This is a genomic window from Stygiolobus sp. CP850M, from assembly GCF_037389425.1.
Taxonomy (GTDB): domain Archaea; phylum Thermoproteota; class Thermoprotei_A; order Sulfolobales; family Sulfolobaceae; genus Stygiolobus.
The window spans coordinates 131,260-151,451 of the sequence record NZ_JBBHKR010000062.1; the positions used below are offsets into that span (position 1 = coordinate 131,260).

The 20,192-nt window shown below is 40.4% G+C and carries 19 protein-coding genes, 3 tRNA genes and 2 pseudogenes; 15 read left to right on the forward strand and 9 right to left on the reverse strand.

Features of this window, described 5'->3' with window-relative positions; genetic code table 11:
* Position 1 precedes the first annotated feature (1 nt).
* The 6 genes from WIW89_RS07225 to WIW89_RS07250 all read left to right on the forward strand — a co-directional run bounded on the left by WIW89_RS07225 (position 2) and on the right by WIW89_RS07250 (position 5,497).
* On the forward strand, positions 2-658 hold the full coding sequence (locus tag WIW89_RS07225) for a 50S ribosomal protein L1 (RefSeq protein ID WP_443296352.1): 657 nt from the start codon (positions 2-4) through the stop codon (positions 656-658).
* Positions 655-1,665 (forward strand): 50S ribosomal protein L10, encoded by a 1,011-nt coding sequence (locus tag WIW89_RS07230; protein WP_337720262.1) that lies wholly within the window; start codon positions 655-657, stop codon positions 1,663-1,665. Before WIW89_RS07225 ends, WIW89_RS07230 begins: the two co-directional genes overlap by 4 nt.
* Before the next feature lie 47 nt (positions 1,666-1,712).
* Entirely contained in the window at positions 1,713-2,027 is a 315-nt protein-coding gene (gene rpl12p, locus WIW89_RS07235) for a 50S ribosomal protein P1 (protein ID WP_156005426.1), read from the forward strand.
* A 38-nt stretch (positions 2,028-2,065) separates the two neighbouring features.
* The gene (alaS, locus tag WIW89_RS07240) at positions 2,066-4,786 is read left to right on the forward strand and encodes an alanine--tRNA ligase (protein ID WP_337720263.1); all 2,721 of its coding nucleotides are present in this window, start codon (positions 2,066-2,068) and stop codon (positions 4,784-4,786) included.
* Complete coding sequence (locus WIW89_RS07245; protein ID WP_337720264.1) at positions 4,752-5,384, forward strand: DUF434 domain-containing protein; 633 nt, start codon at positions 4,752-4,754, stop codon at positions 5,382-5,384. The genes alaS and WIW89_RS07245 overlap by 35 nt, the downstream gene beginning before the upstream one ends.
* A 23-nt stretch (positions 5,385-5,407) precedes the next feature.
* Positions 5,408-5,497, forward strand: a tRNA-Arg gene (locus tag WIW89_RS07250).
* A gap of 102 nt (positions 5,498-5,599) precedes the next feature.
* Here the strand turns inward: WIW89_RS07250 and WIW89_RS07255 are convergent.
* Together WIW89_RS07255 and WIW89_RS07260 are read right to left on the reverse strand one after the other, a co-directional pair.
* Positions 5,600-5,956 (reverse strand): hypothetical protein, encoded by a 357-nt coding sequence (locus tag WIW89_RS07255; protein ID WP_337699307.1) that lies wholly within the window; start codon positions 5,954-5,956, stop codon positions 5,600-5,602.
* Between the two features lie 578 nt (positions 5,957-6,534).
* Entirely contained in the window at positions 6,535-7,851 is a 1,317-nt protein-coding gene (locus WIW89_RS07260) for a hypothetical protein (protein WP_337720265.1), read from the reverse strand.
* Positions 7,852-8,130: 279 nt separating this feature from the next.
* Here WIW89_RS07260 and WIW89_RS13610 point away from each other — a divergent pair, with 279 nt between their 5' ends.
* Positions 8,131-8,175: a hypothetical protein gene (locus WIW89_RS13610; protein WP_443296363.1), complete on the forward strand. Its 45-nt coding sequence runs from the start codon at positions 8,131-8,133 to the stop codon at positions 8,173-8,175.
* A 6-nt stretch (positions 8,176-8,181) separates the two neighbouring features.
* Here the strand turns inward: WIW89_RS13610 and WIW89_RS07270 are convergent.
* A tRNA-Gln gene (locus WIW89_RS07270) sits at positions 8,182-8,254 on the reverse strand.
* Positions 8,255-8,928: 674 nt separating this feature from the next.
* Between WIW89_RS07270 and WIW89_RS07275 the strand changes: the two genes are divergently transcribed.
* Positions 8,929-9,414, forward strand: coding sequence for a DUF973 family protein (locus WIW89_RS07275; RefSeq protein WP_337720266.1), 486 nt, complete (start codon positions 8,929-8,931; stop codon positions 9,412-9,414).
* Positions 9,415-9,511: 97 nt separating this feature from the next.
* Positions 9,512-9,584 (forward strand) — tRNA-Gln (locus WIW89_RS07280).
* 564 nt (positions 9,585-10,148) lie between these two features.
* Here WIW89_RS07280 and WIW89_RS07285 read toward each other — a convergent pair.
* The gene (locus WIW89_RS07285) at positions 10,149-10,715 is read right to left on the reverse strand and encodes a DUF4143 domain-containing protein (protein ID WP_337720267.1); all 567 of its coding nucleotides are present in this window, start codon (positions 10,713-10,715) and stop codon (positions 10,149-10,151) included.
* 143 nt (positions 10,716-10,858) lie between these two features.
* Between WIW89_RS07285 and WIW89_RS07290 the strand changes: the two are divergent.
* A pseudogene (locus WIW89_RS07290) lies at positions 10,859-11,133 on the forward strand (hypothetical protein).
* A 158-nt stretch (positions 11,134-11,291) separates the two neighbouring features.
* Here WIW89_RS07290 and WIW89_RS07295 read toward each other — a convergent pair.
* A pseudogene (locus WIW89_RS07295) lies at positions 11,292-11,819 on the reverse strand (ATP-binding protein); the annotation flags it as partial.
* 360 nt (positions 11,820-12,179) lie between these two features.
* On the opposite strand from WIW89_RS07295, the gene WIW89_RS07300 reads away from it, so the two are divergent.
* Complete coding sequence (locus WIW89_RS07300; RefSeq protein ID WP_012717777.1) at positions 12,180-12,344, forward strand: hypothetical protein; 165 nt, start codon at positions 12,180-12,182, stop codon at positions 12,342-12,344.
* Positions 12,331-13,422, forward strand: coding sequence for a hypothetical protein (locus WIW89_RS07305; protein WP_337720284.1), 1,092 nt, complete (start codon positions 12,331-12,333; stop codon positions 13,420-13,422). Before WIW89_RS07300 ends, WIW89_RS07305 begins: the two co-directional genes overlap by 14 nt.
* Positions 13,423-13,590: 168 nt before the next feature.
* Here the strand turns inward: WIW89_RS07305 and WIW89_RS07310 are convergent, their stop codons facing one another.
* From WIW89_RS07310 to WIW89_RS07320, 3 genes are all read right to left on the reverse strand, one after another.
* Complete coding sequence (locus WIW89_RS07310) at positions 13,591-13,950, reverse strand: type II toxin-antitoxin system VapC family toxin (protein WP_337720285.1); 360 nt, start codon at positions 13,948-13,950, stop codon at positions 13,591-13,593.
* A complete protein-coding gene (locus WIW89_RS07315; RefSeq protein ID WP_337699280.1) occupies positions 13,905-14,165 on the reverse strand; it encodes a hypothetical protein in 261 nt (86 codons plus the stop codon). The genes WIW89_RS07310 and WIW89_RS07315 overlap by 46 nt, the downstream gene beginning before the upstream one ends.
* 797 nt (positions 14,166-14,962) lie before the next feature.
* The gene (locus WIW89_RS07320) at positions 14,963-16,924 is read right to left on the reverse strand and encodes a DEAD/DEAH box helicase (RefSeq protein WP_337720268.1); all 1,962 of its coding nucleotides are present in this window, start codon (positions 16,922-16,924) and stop codon (positions 14,963-14,965) included.
* A gap of 303 nt (positions 16,925-17,227) precedes the next feature.
* Between WIW89_RS07320 and WIW89_RS07325 the strand changes: the two genes are divergently transcribed.
* The 3 genes from WIW89_RS07325 to WIW89_RS07335 all read left to right on the forward strand — a co-directional run bounded on the left by WIW89_RS07325 (position 17,228) and on the right by WIW89_RS07335 (position 19,164).
* Positions 17,228-17,680, forward strand: a complete 453-nt coding sequence (locus WIW89_RS07325; RefSeq protein WP_337720269.1) for a DUF973 family protein — start codon at positions 17,228-17,230, stop codon at positions 17,678-17,680.
* A 229-nt stretch (positions 17,681-17,909) separates the two neighbouring features.
* Positions 17,910-18,416 carry a hypothetical protein gene (locus WIW89_RS07330; RefSeq protein ID WP_337720270.1) on the forward strand — a complete coding sequence of 169 codons (507 nt, stop codon included), beginning with the start codon at positions 17,910-17,912 and terminating at the stop codon, positions 18,414-18,416.
* Between the two features lie 70 nt (positions 18,417-18,486).
* Positions 18,487-19,164, forward strand: a complete 678-nt coding sequence (locus tag WIW89_RS07335) for a hypothetical protein (RefSeq protein WP_337720271.1) — start codon at positions 18,487-18,489, stop codon at positions 19,162-19,164.
* On the opposite strand, the gene WIW89_RS07340 is transcribed toward WIW89_RS07335, so the two are convergent.
* Positions 19,117-20,192: hypothetical protein (locus tag WIW89_RS07340; RefSeq protein ID WP_337720272.1), on the reverse strand; the 1,076-nt coding region annotated here is incomplete at its 5' end. The two genes, WIW89_RS07335 and WIW89_RS07340, sit on opposite strands and share 48 nt — an antisense overlap.

Genomic DNA, 20,192 nt, shown 5'->3' on the forward strand with positions numbered 1-20,192 from the left:
TATGATCGCTGACAGAAATAGTCTAGAGGAAGCGTTAAAACAAGCACTAGACCCTTCAAACAATCCTAAGAGGAACTTCACTCAGAGCGTTGACGTAATAGTAACTTTTAAAGGAGTAGATATGAAAAAAGGAGAGATAAAACTAAGGGAGATAGTCCCGCTACCTAAGGCTCCGACAAAGGCTAGGAAAGTTCTCGTAGTGCCTTCCTTTGAGCAGTTAGAATCAGTCAAGAAAGCTCAACCGAACGTCATCCTAACCAAAGAAGAGTTACAAAAATTACAAGGGCAGAAGAGACCAGTGAAGAAACTTGCAAGACAGAACGATTGGTTCTTGATATCTCAGGAATCTATGGCATTAGCTGGTAGGATAATTGGACCCGCACTGGGTCCTAGAGGAAAGTTCCCGGTTCCCCTTCCAAACTCTTCTGACGTCTCAGAATACGTTAATAGGTTTAAGAGATCAACACTAGTTAAGACAAAAGACCAGCCCCATGTTCAAGCTTTCATAGGGACTGAAGATATGAAGCCTGAAGATCTAGCCGACAATGCCTTAGCTGTACTTAACGCTATCGAAAATAAGACTAGAGTTGAAGGTATTTTGAGAGCGATATATGTAAAAACCACTATGGGTAAAGTAGTAAAAGTTAATATGAAGTGATTAAGATGGCCGTAGTAACTCAACACAAAATTCCGAAATGGAAGATAGAGGAAGTAGAAGAACTAACCCAAAAGCTTAAGGAGTACCCTACAATAATAATCGCGGATATACAAGGATTCCCAGCTGACAAGTTGCACGATATTAGAAAGAAATTGAGAGGGAAAGCTGAGATAAAAGTAACTAAGAACAGTTTGTTCGAATTAGCCCTTAAGAAAGCTGGTATTGACGCATCTAACTTCAAACCTTATCTCACTGGGTCAAACGCTTATATTTTCACCAGAGCAAACCCGTTCGAACTCCACTTATTCCTCTCCAAGTTTAAACTAAAGAGGTATGCAATGCCTGGAGACAAGGCAGATGAAGAAGTAGTAATACCAGCCGGAGACACTGGAATGCCTGCAGGTCCTATACTGAGCACTTTCGGTAAGCTTAAGGTTAAGACTAAGGTTCAAGACGGTAAAGTACACGTCTTACAAGATACTGTGATAGCTAAACCTGGCGATCCAATTCCTCCCGATGCTATACCTATACTACAAAAGTTAGGGATAATGCCCGTCTATATAAAGCTCAGCATAAAAGTCGCATATGAAGGAGGCATACTGATACCCGGCGAACAACTGGCGATTAACTTAGACGAGTACAAGGATCAAGTAATGAAAGCTCACTTTAACGCCTTCAACTTAGCTGTAGAGATAGCCTATCCAGTGCCAGAAGTTCTGAAGGTCACCGCACAGAAAGCTGCAAGAAATGCTATGTCCTTAGCTGCTGAAATAGGCTACATAACTCCTGAGACTGCACAAGCGGTAATATCAAGAGCTATGGCTAAGGCATATGCACTTGCTGGAGCAATTAGTGGTAAAGTAGACTTAGGTATACAAGTACCAACTGCTGCTCCTGCTCAGGCTGCTGCTCCTGCTGAGAAGAAGGAGGAGAAGAAGGAGGAAGAAGAGAAGAAGGGACCTAGTGAAGAGGAGATTGGTGGCGGTCTAGCCTCACTATTCGGTTAATGAAAATTTTATATATTGCTTTGTCGGTTAAAGAGGATTGATACAGTATGGAATACATCTACGCGAGCCTCTTATTACATTCAGCTAAAAAAGAGATAAATGAAGATAACCTCAAAAACGTACTCTCTGCTGCAGGTATAACCGTAGACGAAGTTAGGTTAAAGGCTGTAGTAGCTGCCCTAAAAGAAGTAAACATCGACGAAGTCCTCAAGAACGCTACTGCAATGCCAGTAGCTGTGGCTGCTGCTCCTGCTCAGGCTGCTGCTCCTGCTGAGAAGAAGGAGGAGAAGAAGGAGGAAGAAGAGAAGAAGGGACCTAGTGAAGAGGAGATTGGTGGCGGTCTAGCCTCACTATTCGGATAAGAAAACTCTTTTTAACACCTCTCCACGCATTTTAATCTATGAAAGTAAGTGAAAGCGAGTACAGACTCAATTTCTTTTTATCAAATAATTACGAAAGAAAAACATGTAAGTCTTGTTCAACCCCTTTCTGGGCTAAAGACAAATCCCGTGAAGTTTGTAGTGACGTACCTTGTACGGACTACTACTTCTTTGATCTGGACATAAAGTCCCCTCCCCTCACCGTAAGAGAAGCGAGAAATAAGTTCCTAAAGTTCTTTGAGAGGAAAGGACATACCATAATTCCGCCCAAACCAGTGTTAGCTAGGTGGAGGGAGGACCTATACCTGACTATAGCGAGTATTGTAGATTTCCAGCCTTTCGTCACGAGTGGTGTGGTTCCACCTCCCGCAAATCCCTTAGTTATCTCCCAACCTTGTATAAGGCTTGAAGATGTAGACAACGTAGGTATCACCTTCGGCAGGCACTTGACGACTTTCGAAATGGCAGCCCACCACGCCTTTAACTACCCTGACAAACAAGTATATTGGAAAGAAGAGACTGTATCTCTCGCAAAGGAGTTCTTCACAGAAGAACTGGGGATACCGGAAGAACAGCTCAACTTCAAGGAGTCGTGGTGGGAAGGTGGAGGTAATGCGGGCCCATCTTTTGAGGTGACTGTAGGGGGGCTTGAGCTGGCTACACTAGTATTCATGCAATATGAAATCAAGGGAGACCAATACGTACCTTTGAAGCTAAAAATCGTGGATACAGGCTACGGAGTAGAGAGAATGGCGTGGTTTACTCAGAAGACTCCCACAGCGTTTCACGCGATTTACGGCAACCTCGTTTACAAGTTCTTCGATAAGATCGGGGCCAACAAAGTAGACGACGAATTGTTAAAGACTGCCGCAATTTTAGCCGGTAGGATCGACCCGGATAAGCCCGAAACAATAGTAAGACATAGAGAAGAAGTAGCTAAAAAAATGGGGCTCAAATTCGACTTTGTTAACGAGGAGCTGACTAGAGCTGCTAGGGTGTTCCAAGTACTAGACCACACCAAGACCATAGCTATGATGTTAGCCGACGGTCTAGTCCCATCTAATTCAGGTGAGGGTTATTTAGGTAGGCTTTTAATAAGGCGTGCACTAAGAGTCCTCAAAATTCTGGGGAGTGATGTAAAACTCTACGAGTTGATCAAAGAGCAAATAGATTACTGGAGGGAAGACTTCCCGCAGATGTTGAAAAACAAGGACTATATACTCGACGTGGTTCAGCTCGAGCAGGAGAGGTTTGAAGAGACAATGAGCAAAGCGACTTCAGCAATCTCCTCTTTGGTAAAGAAAAGCAAGGAGATAACGGCTGAGGATTTAGTAAAACTATACGACTCTAACGGTATCCCCCCAGACATTGTGGCAGAAGAAGCCCGTAAGATTAATCCCAACGTAAAGGTAGAAGTTCCCCATAATTTTTACGCGTTAGTCGCTAAAAGACACCAGTCAGCGCCCATAAAAGGAGGAAAGAAAGAGAAACTACCACAAGACCTCATAAAGATCATAGAGGAGAGAGCACCACCATCTACTAACAAACTCTATTACAAAGATCAGTACCAGAGGTCTTTTCAAGGTAAAGTACTTCTCTCTTACAAAAACTACCTAGTCCTAGACCAGACCACCTTTTATCCAGAAGGGGGAGGGCAAGTAGGCGACACTGGGATAATTAGGGTAGGCGACACTGAATACAAAGTAGTTGACACACAGAAAGTCAAGGATTACGTAATCCACATACTGGATAAAGAGGCGAATATACCGGAAGGCACTACTGTTTACGGTGAGATAGACTGGCAGAGGAGATATAGGATAATGAAACATCACACCGGCACACACGTGATCTTATCCGCAGCCAGAAAAGTCCTGGGCGAACATGTGTGGCAGGCAGGTGCGGAAAAAACCCCACAGAAAGCGAGGCTCGACATTACTCATTATAAAATGCCTACAGAAGAGGAGATAAAGAAAATCGAAGACCTCGCTAATTACGTGATCAACGACCGCAGACCGGTAAGGCCATTCAATATCAATAGAATAGAGGCTGAGATGAAGTACGGAGTATCAATATACGCCGGAGGTGTCCCTGAGGGGGCTGAGGTGAGGCTAATCGAGATAAAAGACTGGGACATTGAAGGGTGTGGGGGTACCCACTTAAGCAACACCAGCGAGATCGGTGCTTTAAAGATCATTAACGTAGAGAAACTACAAGACGGTGTAATAAGGCTTGAGTATGTAGCTGGGGACGTAGTATCTCAATACGCAAGGGCGCAGGAGGAGAAGATCAAAGAAATGTCAAAGAGCCTTAACACGTCCCCCTCCCAATTAGAGGCTAGGGTCAAGAGATTGTTAGAGGAAGAGGAGAAGAAAGAACAGTTACTTTCCAGCTACAGAAGGATGGTACTTAACGAGATAGAGAGAATAGCCAGAAAAGATGTCGTAAGTGACGTCACTCTCTACGTAATTAAGGATATCTATGACGACGAGCTTGTCAAAGAGGCTATGAGAAAGTTGACCTCATCACCTAAAACGGTAGTACTGTCAATGACCGTAAGGGAAGCAAATAGAGTTGTGGAAATAGGAGTCAGTAAAGACCTCAAGGTGGACAAAATAATAGAAAAGTTGAGGAGTTTAGGAGGTAGGGGAGGAGGTAAAGGAACTTATGGCAACGTGACTATTAACGTCTCAGAGGAGAATGTAATAAATGCTGTTAAGTCGGCAATTGCTGAGGGCTTATGAGGACTACAAATACCTTATAAATAGGGGGTATAACAGAAAACCCGCATTGGACTTAGTATCATCAAGGTACAACCTCACATCGAAAGAAAGGCTACTCCTTTACCGCTGTACCCATAGTGACGAGGAAATAAAGGCTGTTAAAGAGAAGAGAGTACAATACGCGGAAGAAGTAATCGTGGACGGGTATAACGTAGGACTCACGTTACTTTCCGTGATCCACAACGACGAAGTCTTCATATGTGACGACGGCTTTATTAGGGATCTCGGTCTGGGGAAGAGGAAAGAGAAGGAAGAAGTTTTTGATTCCCTACTCTTTGTTTCGGAATTCTTATCGTCCAAAGGGGTGAAATTCCAGTTAGTCTTGGACGCTCAGATAAGTAAGAGTGGCGAACTAGCTGGGAAATTGAGAGCCCGAGGAGTCGCTGCAGTTACAGTGAAGAAAGCTGACATAGAAGTGATTGCGAGCGGTAAGGTGATAGTATCGAACGACTTCGTAGTGATCATGAGGGCGGGGAAGGTTTACGACTTGTTGAATGAGTTGGTGAGTTATAGCGGGATCAATGTGGTTCCTTTTCCTCCTAATCCGAAAAACCTTTAAGTGGAATAAGTGATTATAAGATTGGACCCGTAGCTCAGCCAGGATAGAGCGCCGGCCTCCTAGCGGGGCCGGAAGACAGCCGGTGGTCGTGGGTTCGAATCCCACCGGGTCCGCTATAACTCCTCGTTAAATTTTTCCGGTAAAGTTATGATCGCTTCCGTAATTCTTGTATTAAGATGATATGTGAACTATTACGCTCAGAAATTAATACATAATCAAATAAATGTGTGAGGCTTTACCTCAACTCTTCTCTGAGTCAATAACTCCTTAACAAGATAGTTGTTTCCTCCTAGTCTGTTTATTAACTCCATTGAAAGCAACTTGATCTTCCTCTTTCTCACGTTCTCCATTTCCTCGAGTAAGTGCTTAAACTCAGTCGCGTAAGTCAGACTTACAACCTCTAATATACTCTTCTCTTCTCTTAGCTCTTTTATCTCCTTTTCTAATTCGGCAGCTATTTTCATTAGCTCTTCGTCGTCTTTATCTTTAACAATTTCGAGTAACTTAGAAGCAGCATCAATTATTCTATCTTGGTCGATATAATGAATAATTTGTAAGAGTTGGTCAAACATAAAATATATTTCAGAGTTGTAAATTAAAAGCATTTCCAGCATTGTTCGAACATGTAAAGTGGGTGGGGGTTGTTACCCCTAACAAAGGTAGCCGGGCCCGGAAACTCTCTTCATCAGAATCCCCACACACTGTAACTATCAACGTCTTCAATACAAGAAATCGAGGTTTTCAAAGAGATCGTATAATCACGTCGCGTATGGTATCAGTTTGCTACAACTCAGAGAAATTTATCGCCCTTCCTGATCAGCTGTGGTTAAGCCATACTTGAGAACTCCCTCAGCTACTTGCAACGTTAGAGAGCCAGATAGGATTAGAAAGGCAAAATCGCGGAAATTTTGTGTGTGAATGATCTAAAATGAACTGCCTACCATAATGAAGAGAAGGTCAAGTATGAAGAGAATTAATCCTATAAATGAATTCAACAGAGGGAATATTAAGGAAAAATAATGTTTCCTCTTGAGGAAATAAAGAGAGTAAAAAGGCATAAAGTGATGGACTGAAATCCGTATAAAGTAATGTCGGTACTCCGGGGTAAAAAATTACACGTAGAAGCGTTACAGTTCTTCCTCGGAAAGTTTCATAACGACTTCAGAAAGTTAATTACAGCATTTTCCCCACCAGCACTATAAGCGTTTATAATCCCGTTTACCACGTAATCAACACCTTTCTCGACAGTCTCAAACGAGGGGTCAAAATGCTCTTGGACAAGATCTGGTAGGTCCTCAAACCCTCTAGCTATCAACTGTCCTATAATATCGGATTCGAACAAAGTTAACTCCACCCATTTATCAAAGATATTCCTAGACAACCCCATACCGTTAGCTATAGCCCAATTAACTAAATCATCATAATTCCAACTTTGAGGTGGCTGTATAACTCCACCAATCGCCAAACCAGGGCTTACTATAACCTCCTTATTCACCATCGGGACAGTTATTTTAAAAGCATTAGCTACTGGCTCTAAATAGCTAACAAAACCCCTTAACTGCAAACCCATGCATTCACCACGGTCACCGAAAGTTATATAAATTGGTGCACCCTCAATAGCCTTATTAAAGGGTTCAGTAGCAAGATTGGAGTAATATGATAGACGAGGGTTGAAATTAGTTGAGTCTGGCATAGAAGGTGCAATTAAGTTGTTTAGAATTTGAAGGTGAATCGCTGGGGTATCAGCAAACTTCTGTGCTGAAGTAGAACTCTTTAATTGAGTTAAAAGGTCGTAATTGATCTCGTACGTAAAATCTTTTGTCTGTATAAAGGCTGGTGTAAAAGGTGTAGAATCAAAAATTCCATACAGAGTTGATGCCATAAAGTTGAATATCCCTACTATATCTGCTCCAAAACCAGCACCACCTTGACTAATAGATGGATTGGTATAATATTGACCATCCACCACTAACGGTAATATGCCGAATCGCGGGTTAATATTGATATCTTTAAAGATTGATTTATATGCCTTTACTGAAAAGCTAGCCCCTCCTTGTGCTACTTCTAATTTGTTAGTATAAATAAACCCTTCTGGTATCCCACCAATGTAAACATATACAGTCCTACCATCTCTTTGCGTGGAGACAACTAAACCGTGCCTGACCAGAATTGATTGCATTCTCTTTACCTTAGATAAATCGAAATTAGTGGGACTAGTAAGTTCTGGGTAGTTTTGAACATAAGTTTTTGTAACCCTCCTAGGGAATACGATAGCGGGTAAATACTTATACAAATCTTTGTTTTTATATGAGTTGAACAGAATTTCTCGACCTTTAAAGTATTGGCACGTACCAGAGTCTATAGTAGAGATTCCAATAGAACCAAGTATACCAGCTAGTGCCCCAGCTATACCTTCACCTAGTCCAAACTTAGAAAATTGGTCTACTCCTCCTTCTCCCTGACTCATGAATTAATTTCTTGTGATAATGTTATATAAAGCTTTTGGTTTGTCTATAATTTACTCCAACTTGTTAAATGTGAACAACTTTAATGTTAGTGATTGATATGTGAATAAATAGTCATGATAAGTACTTTATCTTCTATTATCTCTCTCCAGATAGTGACGAGTAAATTCAATCATAATTGGACTATTAACACCTCACACGCTATTCATGATGACAATTCTAGTTTATAGAGAGGGGATGATGAGCAAAGGCATCATTACATTGCTCCTCTAGATAAGATAATTGAGACATATGTTAGCAGTGGGGGTGTGGGGGTTTCCCCCTAAGTAAGGTAGCCGGGCCCGGATTCGAACCGGGGTCCCAGGGGCCAAAGCCCTGGATCCTTGGCCGCTAGACTACCCGGCTAAGATCAAAATTACACACTTACTTTAAAAACCTTATTCCCAAAATCTACCACATTAGTATTATAATGAGACGATAAAATAATCTCACTTTTGTAGTCAATTATGAACTTTTTTTATTTTCTGATTTACACCCATTGATTGTAGAATAATTCTAAATTATCTTCTACGACTAGATATGGTGAATGTAAATAATAATAGAAGTTTTAACGCTGACGAGACCTTAAAAACTAGGTAAAAATTTATGAATTCGAAAATGATCTATATGTAAAACGAAAGTTTTTTACTTTTTGAATTTTTCATATAACTTTCATTCTAATATTAAATTATGAGTTCTTGGGGGGGGGTATCGGCTTTCTAAAGTCATTATGAAATAAAAGTTCCTGAATTTTTGAGATTGTTTGGAGTACTAAGTGAATTCGAATAGAGACGAGTTAGTATCTATTTGTACATTTAGTTGAGAAACAGCTTTAGAAACTTTAATGACAAATTGAACGACGAGCCTCTACCTTCTAGGGGTACAGAAAAGTTTCTAAGTTAAATTCTGAATGTTTTAAAGTTACGTCTCCCCTTTCCTACTACTTCTTACATTCCATGCAATTAACATTAATAATTCTAGTTTAATTCACGATTCTCATTAAGTTAATTTTATATAGACATTAAGTTCATTATTTTTCAATGAAAACGATAATTATAAGTGAGCGATTTAAAAATTCTAACACCAAGAGAAGTAAGAGGGGTTTAAGTGGTGCTGTAACTGCGTTAATCTTAGTAATTGCTAGTGTTATAATAGCTTTAGTAGTTGTAGGATTTGCTTTCGGTTTATTCGGTGCACTAGGCGGTACACCCACAGTAACACAAGTAGGAACAGGGACATTGAGTTCTACTAGTAGTAAAGGTCAAACCTATTACGTAGCTACTATTACTTTACACTCTACCGGTAAGGTACAAATAGTGTCTGCGTCAATAGTAGGAACCAATGTAACGGCAAGTAACATTTCCCCTATTTCGTTATCTGCTGGACTTACCACAGTTACACTGACTTTTCCGACAGAATCCGATTTTACTCCTCAACCTGGCACCGTTTATCAGGTAAGCGTTAGCCTAAGTGACAGTACTACTGTACAAGTAGCCGTTGAATACACTGGTTACACAATTTTCTAAATTTAATAATGTAACTCACTTAGGAAGGGTTTTTATGTTAATTACACTGAGCACTAGATGGAAAGGTTTTTTAGATTATTTTTTAAAATTAAATCTTAGCCGGGTAGTCTAGCGGCCAAGGATCCAGGGCTCTGGCCCCTGGGACCCCGGTTCGAATCCGGGCCCGGCTACCTTTATTGGGGGAACACCCCACACCCCCCATGTTAATATAAAATTTCGATTACTTTCTCTAACAGTGCTATGTAATGATGTATTTGCTTATGTCCATCATCTTTCTCTATGAAGTAAACAAAATACATGAAGGGTTACAAAGGCTTATGTGGAAAATTACCCTAAACTCGTCAGCCTCACCTTTTTCCGGTTTATCTTAGGCCAGAAGAATGTAACCAATTCTGGTTAGGCACGGTCTGCTAGTTTGCACATGAAAAAGGAGGTGGGACTGCGTATTTATATTGGTGGAATACCGGAAGGGCTTAGTCGTACTAGTAAATTAGAAGTAACACGAAGTGGAGCTAGCTTTCCAGCAAGTGTTGTTTTTCATGGCTCTAACATGCCAAGGAGTGCGAAAAGTTTATGCGAAGTCGTCGCCAACATTTTCCGTCTTGGAAGGTGCAAACACACTCTGGAGGAGTGGACGACGAGATTTACTGGTTTCCCCATTCCTTTACGGTCGGAGTTTTCCCGATAAAGGCGTGTTGACATACTTCTATTCATTTTTGTGTAGCGTCCCACATTCAAACCAATACTTTTAATTCAATAGCTTGAGGAACATCGAGCATTCCTAAGAATATTGAAACGGGTATTACATTATCTTCTACTTTGTCCTTACTCAAAATATACACCTTTTTAATCCTCCCCAAAATCTTCTTTTCGGACTTAACGTTACCAAACTTCACTTCAAATCCCAACATTTCTCCTTCTTTTTTTATTACAGCGTCTATCTCTCCTTTCGCCTTGGTGTAAAAAGTGTCATAAATCCTAGAAAGATGGGAAATTACTACACTTTCAACTAATTTACTCTCTTCGGGCAAATTAGTTAACGTCCAAAGAGCGAAAGCTCTGTATATGAAGGGGTCTACGAAATAGAATTTCTTTTCTTTCCTAGTTAACACATTACCTTGTAGGTCTACTTGATTCAAAACTTTAAGCAAGTATAGTTTCTGTAGAAGTTCTACGTAACTAATCGCAGTCTTCACTGTACCGACTCCGAATGACTTGGAGAGAGTGTGATAACTGAAATCACTAGAAGTCCTTTCTATTATGCCTTTAATCGTGAGTTTGAAGAAAGTTTCACTTCTCATCAACTTATTTACAAAGAAAGGGGTTAAGGGGGCGGAAAGCCTCTCCAGCGGGGATGGATAGCCCCTTATATTTAAATACCTCTTTGTCAAATTTTCTTTTAGTGATGCTAACGACGCTCCTCCACGGCTCGATTGAGGGCTTAATGGGACTGCGGGAGGAGCAACCGTTATCTTCCTTTTCCTTTAAGGGACTAGAGCTTAGCGATGAAAGTCCCCCTTCTTCATGTGGGAGTGGTTCTCTGAGCCACTCGACTGCCCACCAGATGAGAGATGTAAACCCGAATCGATGGTGGGAACGATGAGCCCTCTGGAAGGGAACCCTCGACCCTTCCAGGGCGGGGAGGAAGTCAGCTCACTAACTACAGTGGATATGAAATCACTTGTTGTTCCCTCGCTTACTTTTCCGTATTTTACGTAGTCCCTTATAGCGTTAGGAAACCCACCTGTGATCAAGTATTTTTCAAGTAGGTCATTAAGTTCATGCAGAAACTGAATATTTCGCATATAGTTTGAAAGGACGAAGTTTAAATCACCCTTTTGTATATCAACGTTAAATAACCGCGTGTATTTAGAAAAAGGTAGAGGAAGCATTAGTAAATTCTTGCCTTTCCCTCTCCTCCCGGGGAAAGTTTCAATTTCCCTCTTCGCTGACATCGATAAAGAGCCAGTAACAACTAGGACGTCGTTTCTAAAATCTCCTCTATCTATCCTACTCTTTAAAGCCCTATGCCATTCCTTAGGATAAGTTATCTCGTCTAGAAAAATGAACGATGATGAAATGTTGTTAGCCCTTTTAAACTTTATATATTCCTCTAAAACCTCATCCAACTCCTTATAATCAGCTAATTTATCACAAGTGAAATAGAAAATTGACTTAGGATTTATTTTCTCCTCCTCTAATAGCCTCTTTATAAGTAATATTAACACAGTGGACTTCCCTACTTGTCTGGGGCCGAAAATGAAGTTTAGGGAGTAAGGGGACAAGCTCACCTTTTCAATAACGTCCGGAACCCATTTGACTTCTGACTCTTCATATTTTCTATAAATCTCAACCTCGTTTATTCTCTCTTTAGAAATCCACCAAGGGTTGTACTCATCTATCATTTCTGTGGATTTAGACTCCACAAGAGTTTAAAAAGACTGTTTACTTAGACTCCACAAGAGTTTAAAAATGGTTGACGTGCTTAAGTTAGGGAGTTCCTATCGATACTGCAATACAAGTGAGGAGATTCGAAAGGGGTCGGACTTTCATTGAGGTTTCATGAATTTGTATTCAACCTCTCGTCCTCATCCCCCTTATTTCCCTCCCCATGCCTAGGTTAGGGAGTATGGACTCCCAGCCACGACATGGGAAGTTTCATTGAGCACCTTCCTCCCCCTCACATTGCTCATCGAGTTCATAGTGGCACCCTCCAATTTAATGTTATCACAAAAATTTATAAATTTTTCCGCTACTTACGACATATGGAGCAGATAGTTTTCAGAGGTGTCATATCCTCAGCTGGTAGTGATAAGTACGGTGAGAAGAGGTATGCAATATACATCCCTAAGAGTGTGAAAGAGAAGGCTGGGAAAATCGCTGGAAAGGAGGTGATTGTAATTGTCATCCTACCAGATGATGAGGAATAGGATTATCTGTTCTAGGGAAGCCCTCGAAAACTTCCAAATCGTTACAATAAACGGTAAGGTAATTTTTGAAGATAAGGATAGGGTTGTTAGGATTGCTAGGGCTTACTCACAAGTAGTCAAGAGTGCTATTAAACCATTGTTTGATGGGAAGAGTATTGACGAGTTAACCAAGGAGTTTTACGACGTTTTGCCAAATTACGTTTACCTCGAAACTGCTCTGAAGCAAGCTAGGACAATCACTGACGGTTTATTGGATAGGGAGGATGAAAAGGGTAAGATAATACACGCAAGGATAAGGAGGTTCTGGTTCGGTAGTAGGGGGAATAAAAGTGATAAAGGGAACAGAAATATTAAGTTCCACGTTTTGGAAGACCACGTTTTAATTAAGGTTAAAGACCCATGGGGTAAGTGGGTTTTTGGCAAAGCTTATTTTGGCAAGGAGTATTTACCATTGCTTAAAGAGTTAGAGGATTTAGCGAGTAAAAAGGAGGAGGGTTACGGTGCTGTAGTAAGTTTCAAGGATTACCCTATGATCCACCTCCAAATCCCGCTCTGGCTTTATTTAAAGCACTTCTCTTCGCCGAAACCCAATGGTTACGGTTTGATTGCCGGTTTTGATTTAAACAGTGATAGGTTGAATGTGGTTGTAATTAATAAGGAGAGTAGAGTTGTTACTACTAAAACTTGGTGGTATAGTGAGGTTGTTTCCCACGGTTTTCTTAAGGATAAGGCTAAAGCTTTGCGTTTGAATGCTCTATCAGAGTCCCTCAATTTCCTTTCAAGGATTGGTGTTGATTATGTTGTATTTGAGGACTTGTTCCTAGTTAAGAAGAGGAAGTTCACTAGGAGTAAGAGTGGTAATAGGAAGGTTTCACGTTTTGCTAAGAAGCAGTTGTTAGTTCACGGTGTTATTAAAGGACTTAGGTTGGGTTTCAACGTTATTCTAGTTAATCCAAAGGGTACTACAAATTCTGAGGATCACGACAAGGTGATGAGGGAGAAGGGTTTTGATAGGCATACAGCCTCAGCTTACTTAATAGCCTTAAAAGGATTAGGAATGTTAAATGATATCAAATGATATAAACTTTACGGTTTATCTGAAACTGTTGGCGACGGCGGGCTACCATTTTAAGTATTCACAGACTATCGTTATTCAATAACCAATTACTCAACTCGTCAAACCCCGGTAACTGGTGCGTGGAGTCTTAAGCTATTAAACGCGCTTACGTTATCGGAGGTAGTACTCTCAGTTATGAAATGTTGTGACCTCAAGTCTGGGTTCTATTTCTTTAATTACCTCGATGTCTTTATCATTAGAAACTACTATCATATTTCTCTGGACGGCGATAGATGCTATCATTAGATCTATAATTCCCACTGGTTTTCCTAACTCCCTAAGTTTTACCATCATTTTTAATGCTAAAGTATAATCATCCTTTGTAGGGTATATAATTATGAGTTTACTCGCGTATTTCAGTATTGGAGGAAATTCAATTACGTTAAATATTGACGTTATTATGTAATCGAACTCCTTTATCTTTGAGGTCTTAAATAGGTCTATTAGTACGTTCGTGTCATAGATTTTCTCCTTAATTCCTCCTGAAATTTACGTTCACCTTGCGGTGGTTCTATCGATACTTCTTCAATCCTTATCCCAAGCCTTTCCAACTCCCGAATTAAATCCTCCCCACTTTTCACGTTCTCGAGCTCGTTAATTTTCTTTTCGATAGCTTGTCTAATGACCTCGCTCCAATTTATCTCCTTATGTGCCTTCATCTTCTCATATAACTCATCTGGCACCTTTACAGTTATCACTTGCATAAGATATACTCATATATACGAGTATATAAAATGTCATTCAAAAGAGTCAACAGGGTCGACTGGATGGGAGTTACTAAAAGTTTAATCAGCCTTAAAAAGTATTATGAAAGGAACAATAATTAAGTTTAGGTCTTGTTCGACATAAGAAATGAGAAGCAGTAAATTAGTTTAGGCATTTACAATTTTAGACTAAGAAGCCAAAACTTTAGGACGTATTATAAATATTATAAATTTCACCTATTTTCCACATTATAAAAAGACTTTTTCATCATAAAGCCTAGAAGATCTAATGCTGAGACAAGCGTGGAGTATAAAGCCTTAAATAAAACTTACCTATTATATATTATTCTGTGCTTTCCTCTTAATTATATTTTCTCTTTATTAATATCTGTAACTATCTCATGAGCTCAGGAACTTGATTTATGTTAATAAACGAATGAGGTAACAATAGAAAATTTTATGTTTCTAGCTTGATTATTCTAACATGGGTTATTTTCCTTAATCTTCTTAGCGTTGCCTTTTCTGATTAACTCTTTATTACTTTCTTGGTTAGTCTAGTTGAAGACTACTGGAAATTTATAAGATAGCTTTACTGTTCTATTAAAATACTCGCTATTTTCAACCTTCTTTTCATTCGCTAACTTTATCTTTTCTAAGGTAAGAGCCCAACGATCTCAAACTCACAATCACTTTATATGAGTGTGCTAATTACATACTATTTAAATCACTATTTATACCCTAGGTGCAAAGTCTCGGACATAATATTGTAACTAAAGCCTCAGCACTCAAGACCCTAATCACCGATCATTTATATTTCCCGAGCTCATCACTTTATATTCCTTCCACTTGAGTTTGCCCTCCTCCCTCTTTATTACACCTATGTTAATTAAAGTCCTTATGGCAGCAGTGACGTCCTCTACCTCCTTTCCATAATTTTCTTTCACGAAGTCCGCTAACCTCACTAAGTAAGGGTTACAGAACTCTAATTCCCCTACACCCATTGAGACCAATACTTTCTCAATTTCACGTAACTTTGACACCACGCATAACTCCTCGGGCTTTTGCACTCCCATGAAAAGGAGTTTCATGACCACACCCCTATGCAACTTCCTTGCAGCCAGTTCAACACCACTAAGTGGAACACCGTATTTCAAACTGACGTAGAAGTTCCACGCCTCTTGACTCTTCTTGTGCTTTAACGCTTTTAACACCCTGTAAAGTGCAAATGCTATCCATCTGGAATTAGACAATACTTCCTCAATGTCCTTAGCTGTCAGCTTCTTACACACGTCTAAGATGTCCTCACCGTTGGTCCATCTCCTGAGAAGTTCTTTACCTTCAGTGCACCCCCTCAAAGCTTGTAAGACTTCGGGAGAAGACGAAACTACGGATAACGCGTCAAAGTCGTCTACGTTCACTGGAAAGCCCTTAAGACTAGACACATCTATGTAACTCAGAGCAACAGCTCTACCTAGCTCCGTCAGGTAAATACTACCTGCTTCTTCCCTGACTAAATTCTCCTTTTCTAGTGTAGATAACGCCGGGTCTACATTGCTGTAGCGGAACCTCAAACTACCTTTGATCACTTTATCTATCTCCTCTCTAACAAACCCTTCAGCCCACGCTACTACACCTAATGTGAGGTTTTCAAGAGTGTAAGGGGTAGAGAGTGTATTCCCGTTTTCAGTACTTCCGTCACCTCGTGTAAAGTACTTTTGCCTTATCCTTTCCATCTCCCTAGCGGTTTCCGCTATCACTATCGCATAACCTTCGTTGTCGAACCCTCTCCTACCAGCCCTTCCCGCGATCTGTTTGAACTCTGAGGGATCTAAGTCCCTCCAGCCCTTGAACTCACCTCTCTCATCACTTTCAGGCAGGGACAAGTCGTAGAATATGGTAGTGTATACTGGTAAGTTAACACCCTGACCTAAGGCTGTAGTGGAGACCAATACCTTGACCTTGTTTCCCGTGAAATCGTTAATTACCTTCTCCCTCGTCTCGTAAGGCAGACCGGAGTGGTAGGGCTGTGCAGGTATGTTAAACTTAACTAGCGTGTCAGCTAAGTGTTCTGCCGAAGCTCTACTCTTTACAAAGACCAACGCGTTCTTGCCTATGGAGAGTACCCAGTCCAACACGCCAAGGAGGAGGTCTAACTTGACGTTCTTTAGCCCCCTCCTAGCTATAGAGAAGACCCTGTTGTCATCATAGCACCTCATGACGTAAGGGTATACTATACACTCGTGCAAGGGTACACTCCGCTTTTCGTATTTTACTAGCACTGCAGATAACCACTCTCTGTACTTTTCTACATCTGGGACTGTTGCACTCAACGCAACAATTGGTACATTGTTCGTTTTTGCCCATAGGACTACATTTTCTATAGCTAATCCCCTATCACTTTCTACGTTATGTACCTCGTCTATTATCACTGTACTAACTCTCCTTAACCAGCGGTAGTTATGCCTAACCGTAGAGTCGAACTTTTCGTAAGTGGTGAGGAGTACTTCCGCGTCCACTTTAGATAAGTCGTCTTCGTATACGTCTGAGTCTACGTACTTAGACTTCCTTTTCTCTTTCACCGCTCTGTAGACTTCGCGTGAGAGAGCTTTTAACGGTGATATATAGACTACTATCTCTTGAGTGTTGGTCAACAAGTGCTTGGCTATATGTGTTTTTCCCGTGCCGGTAGGGGCTGTAATCAGGTAATTTTTACCGTAAGTGTAATTCTCTATAAAGATGTCAAAGAGTGACTTCTCCACGACATTATAATGATAGTAGAAATTAATAAGGTATATGTCGTCTTACGGGGGGTCGGGAGAAACGTAGCATTCCGGCAATAATGTTCAATGATTAGATCCTTAACGTGTCAGTGTTCTATTATAAATTTTATTATAAATTTAAATTTATGAAATCCCTTAAGTTAAGTATGTTAATTTGGTTGAATTCTGAACTTTCATGTTAAAGTTATTAAATTATCATCTAAGATGAATAGATGATATGACTTAAAAAAATTAACAAAAACTTTATATAGATATATACCCATTTGTTGTTGAACTAAAATGATGCCTCTAAAGCTAAAGGCTAAGAGAAGTAAGAAGGGTTTAAGTGGTGCTGTAACTGCGTTAATCTTAGTAATTGCCAGTGTTATAATTGCTTTAGTAGTTGTAGGATTTGCTTTCGGTCTATTCGGTGCACTAGGCGGTACACCCACAGTAACACAAGTAGGAACAGGAACACTATATAAGTCCGGCAGTGGTTACTACACAGCTACTGTTACTTTACACTCTACCGGTAATGTACAAATAGTGTCTGCATCAATAGTAGGAACCAGTGTAACGGCAAATGCCTTCTCTGTGGTTGGTGGAAGTAACACATTGACCGCTGGTGCTAACACAGTTGTAATAAGCTTCCCATCGACAAATACTTTCAATCCACAGCCAGGTAGTACTTACCAGATAAGTATTGGTCTCAGCGACGGTACTACAGTACAAGTAGCAGTAACCTATACTGGATAAAATACCGAGGTGTGAGTTTATTTTAAAACAATTTTTCTTTTTTCTCCTCTTAATTCTCTTATTCTTTCCCTTAAGCTTACATTCCAACTCATCTACATTATATCATTTCTCCTCAAGTAGTTTCCTACTGTATAATGAAACTGTAATAGGTTATTTTCCTAACGGTTCGCATTATATCCTTTACGAGTTCTATTTCCAAAACATAACGTTAGTATATGAGAACGGTACAATGGAGGTCGAAACCATAGTTTATAACAAAAATTCAACCAGTTATTTACCACCTGCTTATAGTCTAGACTACGTGTCACACCCAACCGTATTTATGTTTGTTAATCCTAGTGACTTAGGAAAACCGGAAGTAAGGGATGGTTTAGTTTATAATGGGACTGTAAACGGTTTATATGAATACTACCAGCTTAATGAGATAGATGACGTTAAGATACTCTACACTATATGGGTGGAACCGAACGGTATAATAAAAGAGTTTCAGACGATTCAAATTGCTGCTAACGGAGCTATAGTAGGTAATGCTACAGCAGTGCTCTGGTTAACGAATATTGGTAACTCGTCAGCGGGGTTGCCATCTTTTCTCTCCACGTATACGGAGGCCAATGTTGTGACTGTGAGTAACTTAAACTTCTTAGCCTTGGCTGAGACCGAAGCTTTGAAAATAATGAAGTATATAATTTTCACAGCAGCATTCCTTATAGTAATCATACTTTTATTTAGAAAGTAAAACTACAGAGCCTGATTCGTGAACTTCTATTCAGAAAACCTTATTTTCTTGTTCAACTTTATAAACCAATATGTTATTTCTGATCCACCTAGTTGCTACAGCGTTTTTGTTGTCTAACTCTTCCCACCCGTTCCTAGAGTACATGATGATTTCCCATTTTTACACTATAAACCAAACACTCGTTGGCTTAGTCATAGAAAACGTGACTGAGGTCTTTCCGAATGGTTCTGTAGAGTTTGAATATTATTCGATAGACCTAAACAACTCGGAATATATAGGTCCTATAATGGAGGTCAACAATTTATCCAATCTTACATCACTTTACGTGTTTACTGACGTAGGAAATAAGGTAGTCTATAGGGCTGCACCGTTTTACCTAGTGGGCGAGGAGGATGGTGTATATATTTACAAGAATGAGCAGAACTTAGAGGGAGTTGAGGTCATCACTTATTATTACGTGAACTCCTCCGGCGTCCCCTCCAAGATCGTTTTTCTACAGTACGGGGTTAACGGTGAGTTGGTGGGTAACACCACTTATGTACTCTATTCTTCAAGTCTGCTAAATCCTAATGCGAAACTGTATTTCCCGAGCGGTTTGACTAGGGTTCAAGGTGGGGTAGATGTTCAACTCAGTAACACTGCTAGGTATCCTCTGATAGAAAACGCCTTTACGTCAGCATTAATTCTCTCTGCTGTTATACTAGTCTCTCTTAAAGTACTCAAAAAGTACGGTAATAAAAACGGCTAGGTTTACTAAGATGAATGGGAGTAGATTCGGATTTGCTGGAGTCTCCACCTCACCTATTACTATGTTGTAATTCACGCTCGGGATCACATTTCCTGTGACCGGGTAGTAAACGACTGTGACGTTTTTAGGGTCTAAGTGTATACCTGAGCTCAGGAGTTGTGTAGGTATCGCTTCCATTCCTACGACATAGATCGGTAAGTTGTCTACGTGGCTTAAAACGATTTCCCCGTGTACTAGTATCTTCATATCGACTTCAACTACCCGCAATTCCCCGCTGGTATTGAACGCCACAGAATAGGAGCCGTTACTGACTTTAATTATTCCGCCTCCAGGGTACTGGACGTATGATAAAATTATGTAATAATACCCATCACCCCAAGGGACTTTTATACTTTCCGACGCCGGATTAAAAACTTGAATTAGCCGTGCCCCGGGGAAGGTAGAAAGTATCTGGATTGATGTTAGGGTAGTATAGATGGTACATGAGAAGTTGACTGGGTAGGGGAGCCTCTGTGCTGGTATGTTTAAGCTGTAGTTTTGGTATATGTCGTAAAGGAGGTAGGTACTATTCCCACCAATGACACCAGCAAGGTACTGTTCAGGGATGTGTACATAAGGCGGGACTACCGCTACCCCTTTAGGTAATAAGGTAAGATTCTGAGGGTAAGTAGCTAGGATATAAACCCCTTTCGAGGTGAAAGAGGTCTTGAATTCTAAATTCTCAAAGACATAGATCCCGTCCACACAATACGTCTGATTAAACCCTCCTACAGACTTTAAAAAGGACACAACAGTTAGGTTATTAGTCACTACGTATTGTACACCGTAAAAGGCTAGGATTGTGCTTATATTCGTTGAGTTATAGAACGGGAGAAAGGTAACGTTAGGCAGACCGGCAAAACCCTCATCTGGATATTCTTTGCCGTCGTATTGTATGGGTTGTACGTAAACAGCTACTTTTCCTACGTCGTGGTGATCCAGATAGTTAGCTACGTAGTAGAGTGGTCTAGGTATGGGTGTAGGCATGT

Coding starts and splice junctions, on each gene's coding strand:
- WIW89_RS07225 (WP_443296352.1), top strand. CDS start 2: ATGATCGCTGACAGAAATAGTCTAGAGGAAGCGTTAAAACAAGCACTA.
- rpl12p (WP_156005426.1), top strand. CDS start 1,713: ATGGAATACATCTACGCGAGCCTCTTATTACATTCAGCTAAAAAAGAG.
- alaS (WP_337720263.1), top strand. CDS start 2,066: ATGAAAGTAAGTGAAAGCGAGTACAGACTCAATTTCTTTTTATCAAAT.
- WIW89_RS07245 (WP_337720264.1), top strand. CDS start 4,752: ATGCTGTTAAGTCGGCAATTGCTGAGGGCTTATGAGGACTACAAATAC.
- WIW89_RS07255 (WP_337699307.1), bottom strand. CDS start 5,956: ATGTTTGACCAACTCTTACAAATTATTCATTATATCGACCAAGATAGA.
- WIW89_RS07260 (WP_337720265.1), bottom strand. CDS start 7,851: ATGAGTCAGGGAGAAGGAGGAGTAGACCAATTTTCTAAGTTTGGACTA.
- WIW89_RS07275 (WP_337720266.1), top strand. CDS start 8,929: ATGAAAACGATAATTATAAGTGAGCGATTTAAAAATTCTAACACCAAG.
- WIW89_RS07285 (WP_337720267.1), bottom strand. CDS start 10,715: ATGAGAAGTGAAACTTTCTTCAAACTCACGATTAAAGGCATAATAGAA.
- WIW89_RS07300 (WP_012717777.1), top strand. CDS start 12,180: ATGGAGCAGATAGTTTTCAGAGGTGTCATATCCTCAGCTGGTAGTGAT.
- WIW89_RS07305 (WP_337720284.1), top strand. CDS start 12,331: ATGATGAGGAATAGGATTATCTGTTCTAGGGAAGCCCTCGAAAACTTC.
- WIW89_RS07315 (WP_337699280.1), bottom strand. CDS start 14,165: ATGCAAGTGATAACTGTAAAGGTGCCAGATGAGTTATATGAGAAGATG.
- WIW89_RS07325 (WP_337720269.1), top strand. CDS start 17,228: ATGCCTCTAAAGCTAAAGGCTAAGAGAAGTAAGAAGGGTTTAAGTGGT.
- WIW89_RS07330 (WP_337720270.1), top strand. CDS start 17,910: ATGGAGGTCGAAACCATAGTTTATAACAAAAATTCAACCAGTTATTTA.
- WIW89_RS07335 (WP_337720271.1), top strand. CDS start 18,487: ATGTTATTTCTGATCCACCTAGTTGCTACAGCGTTTTTGTTGTCTAAC.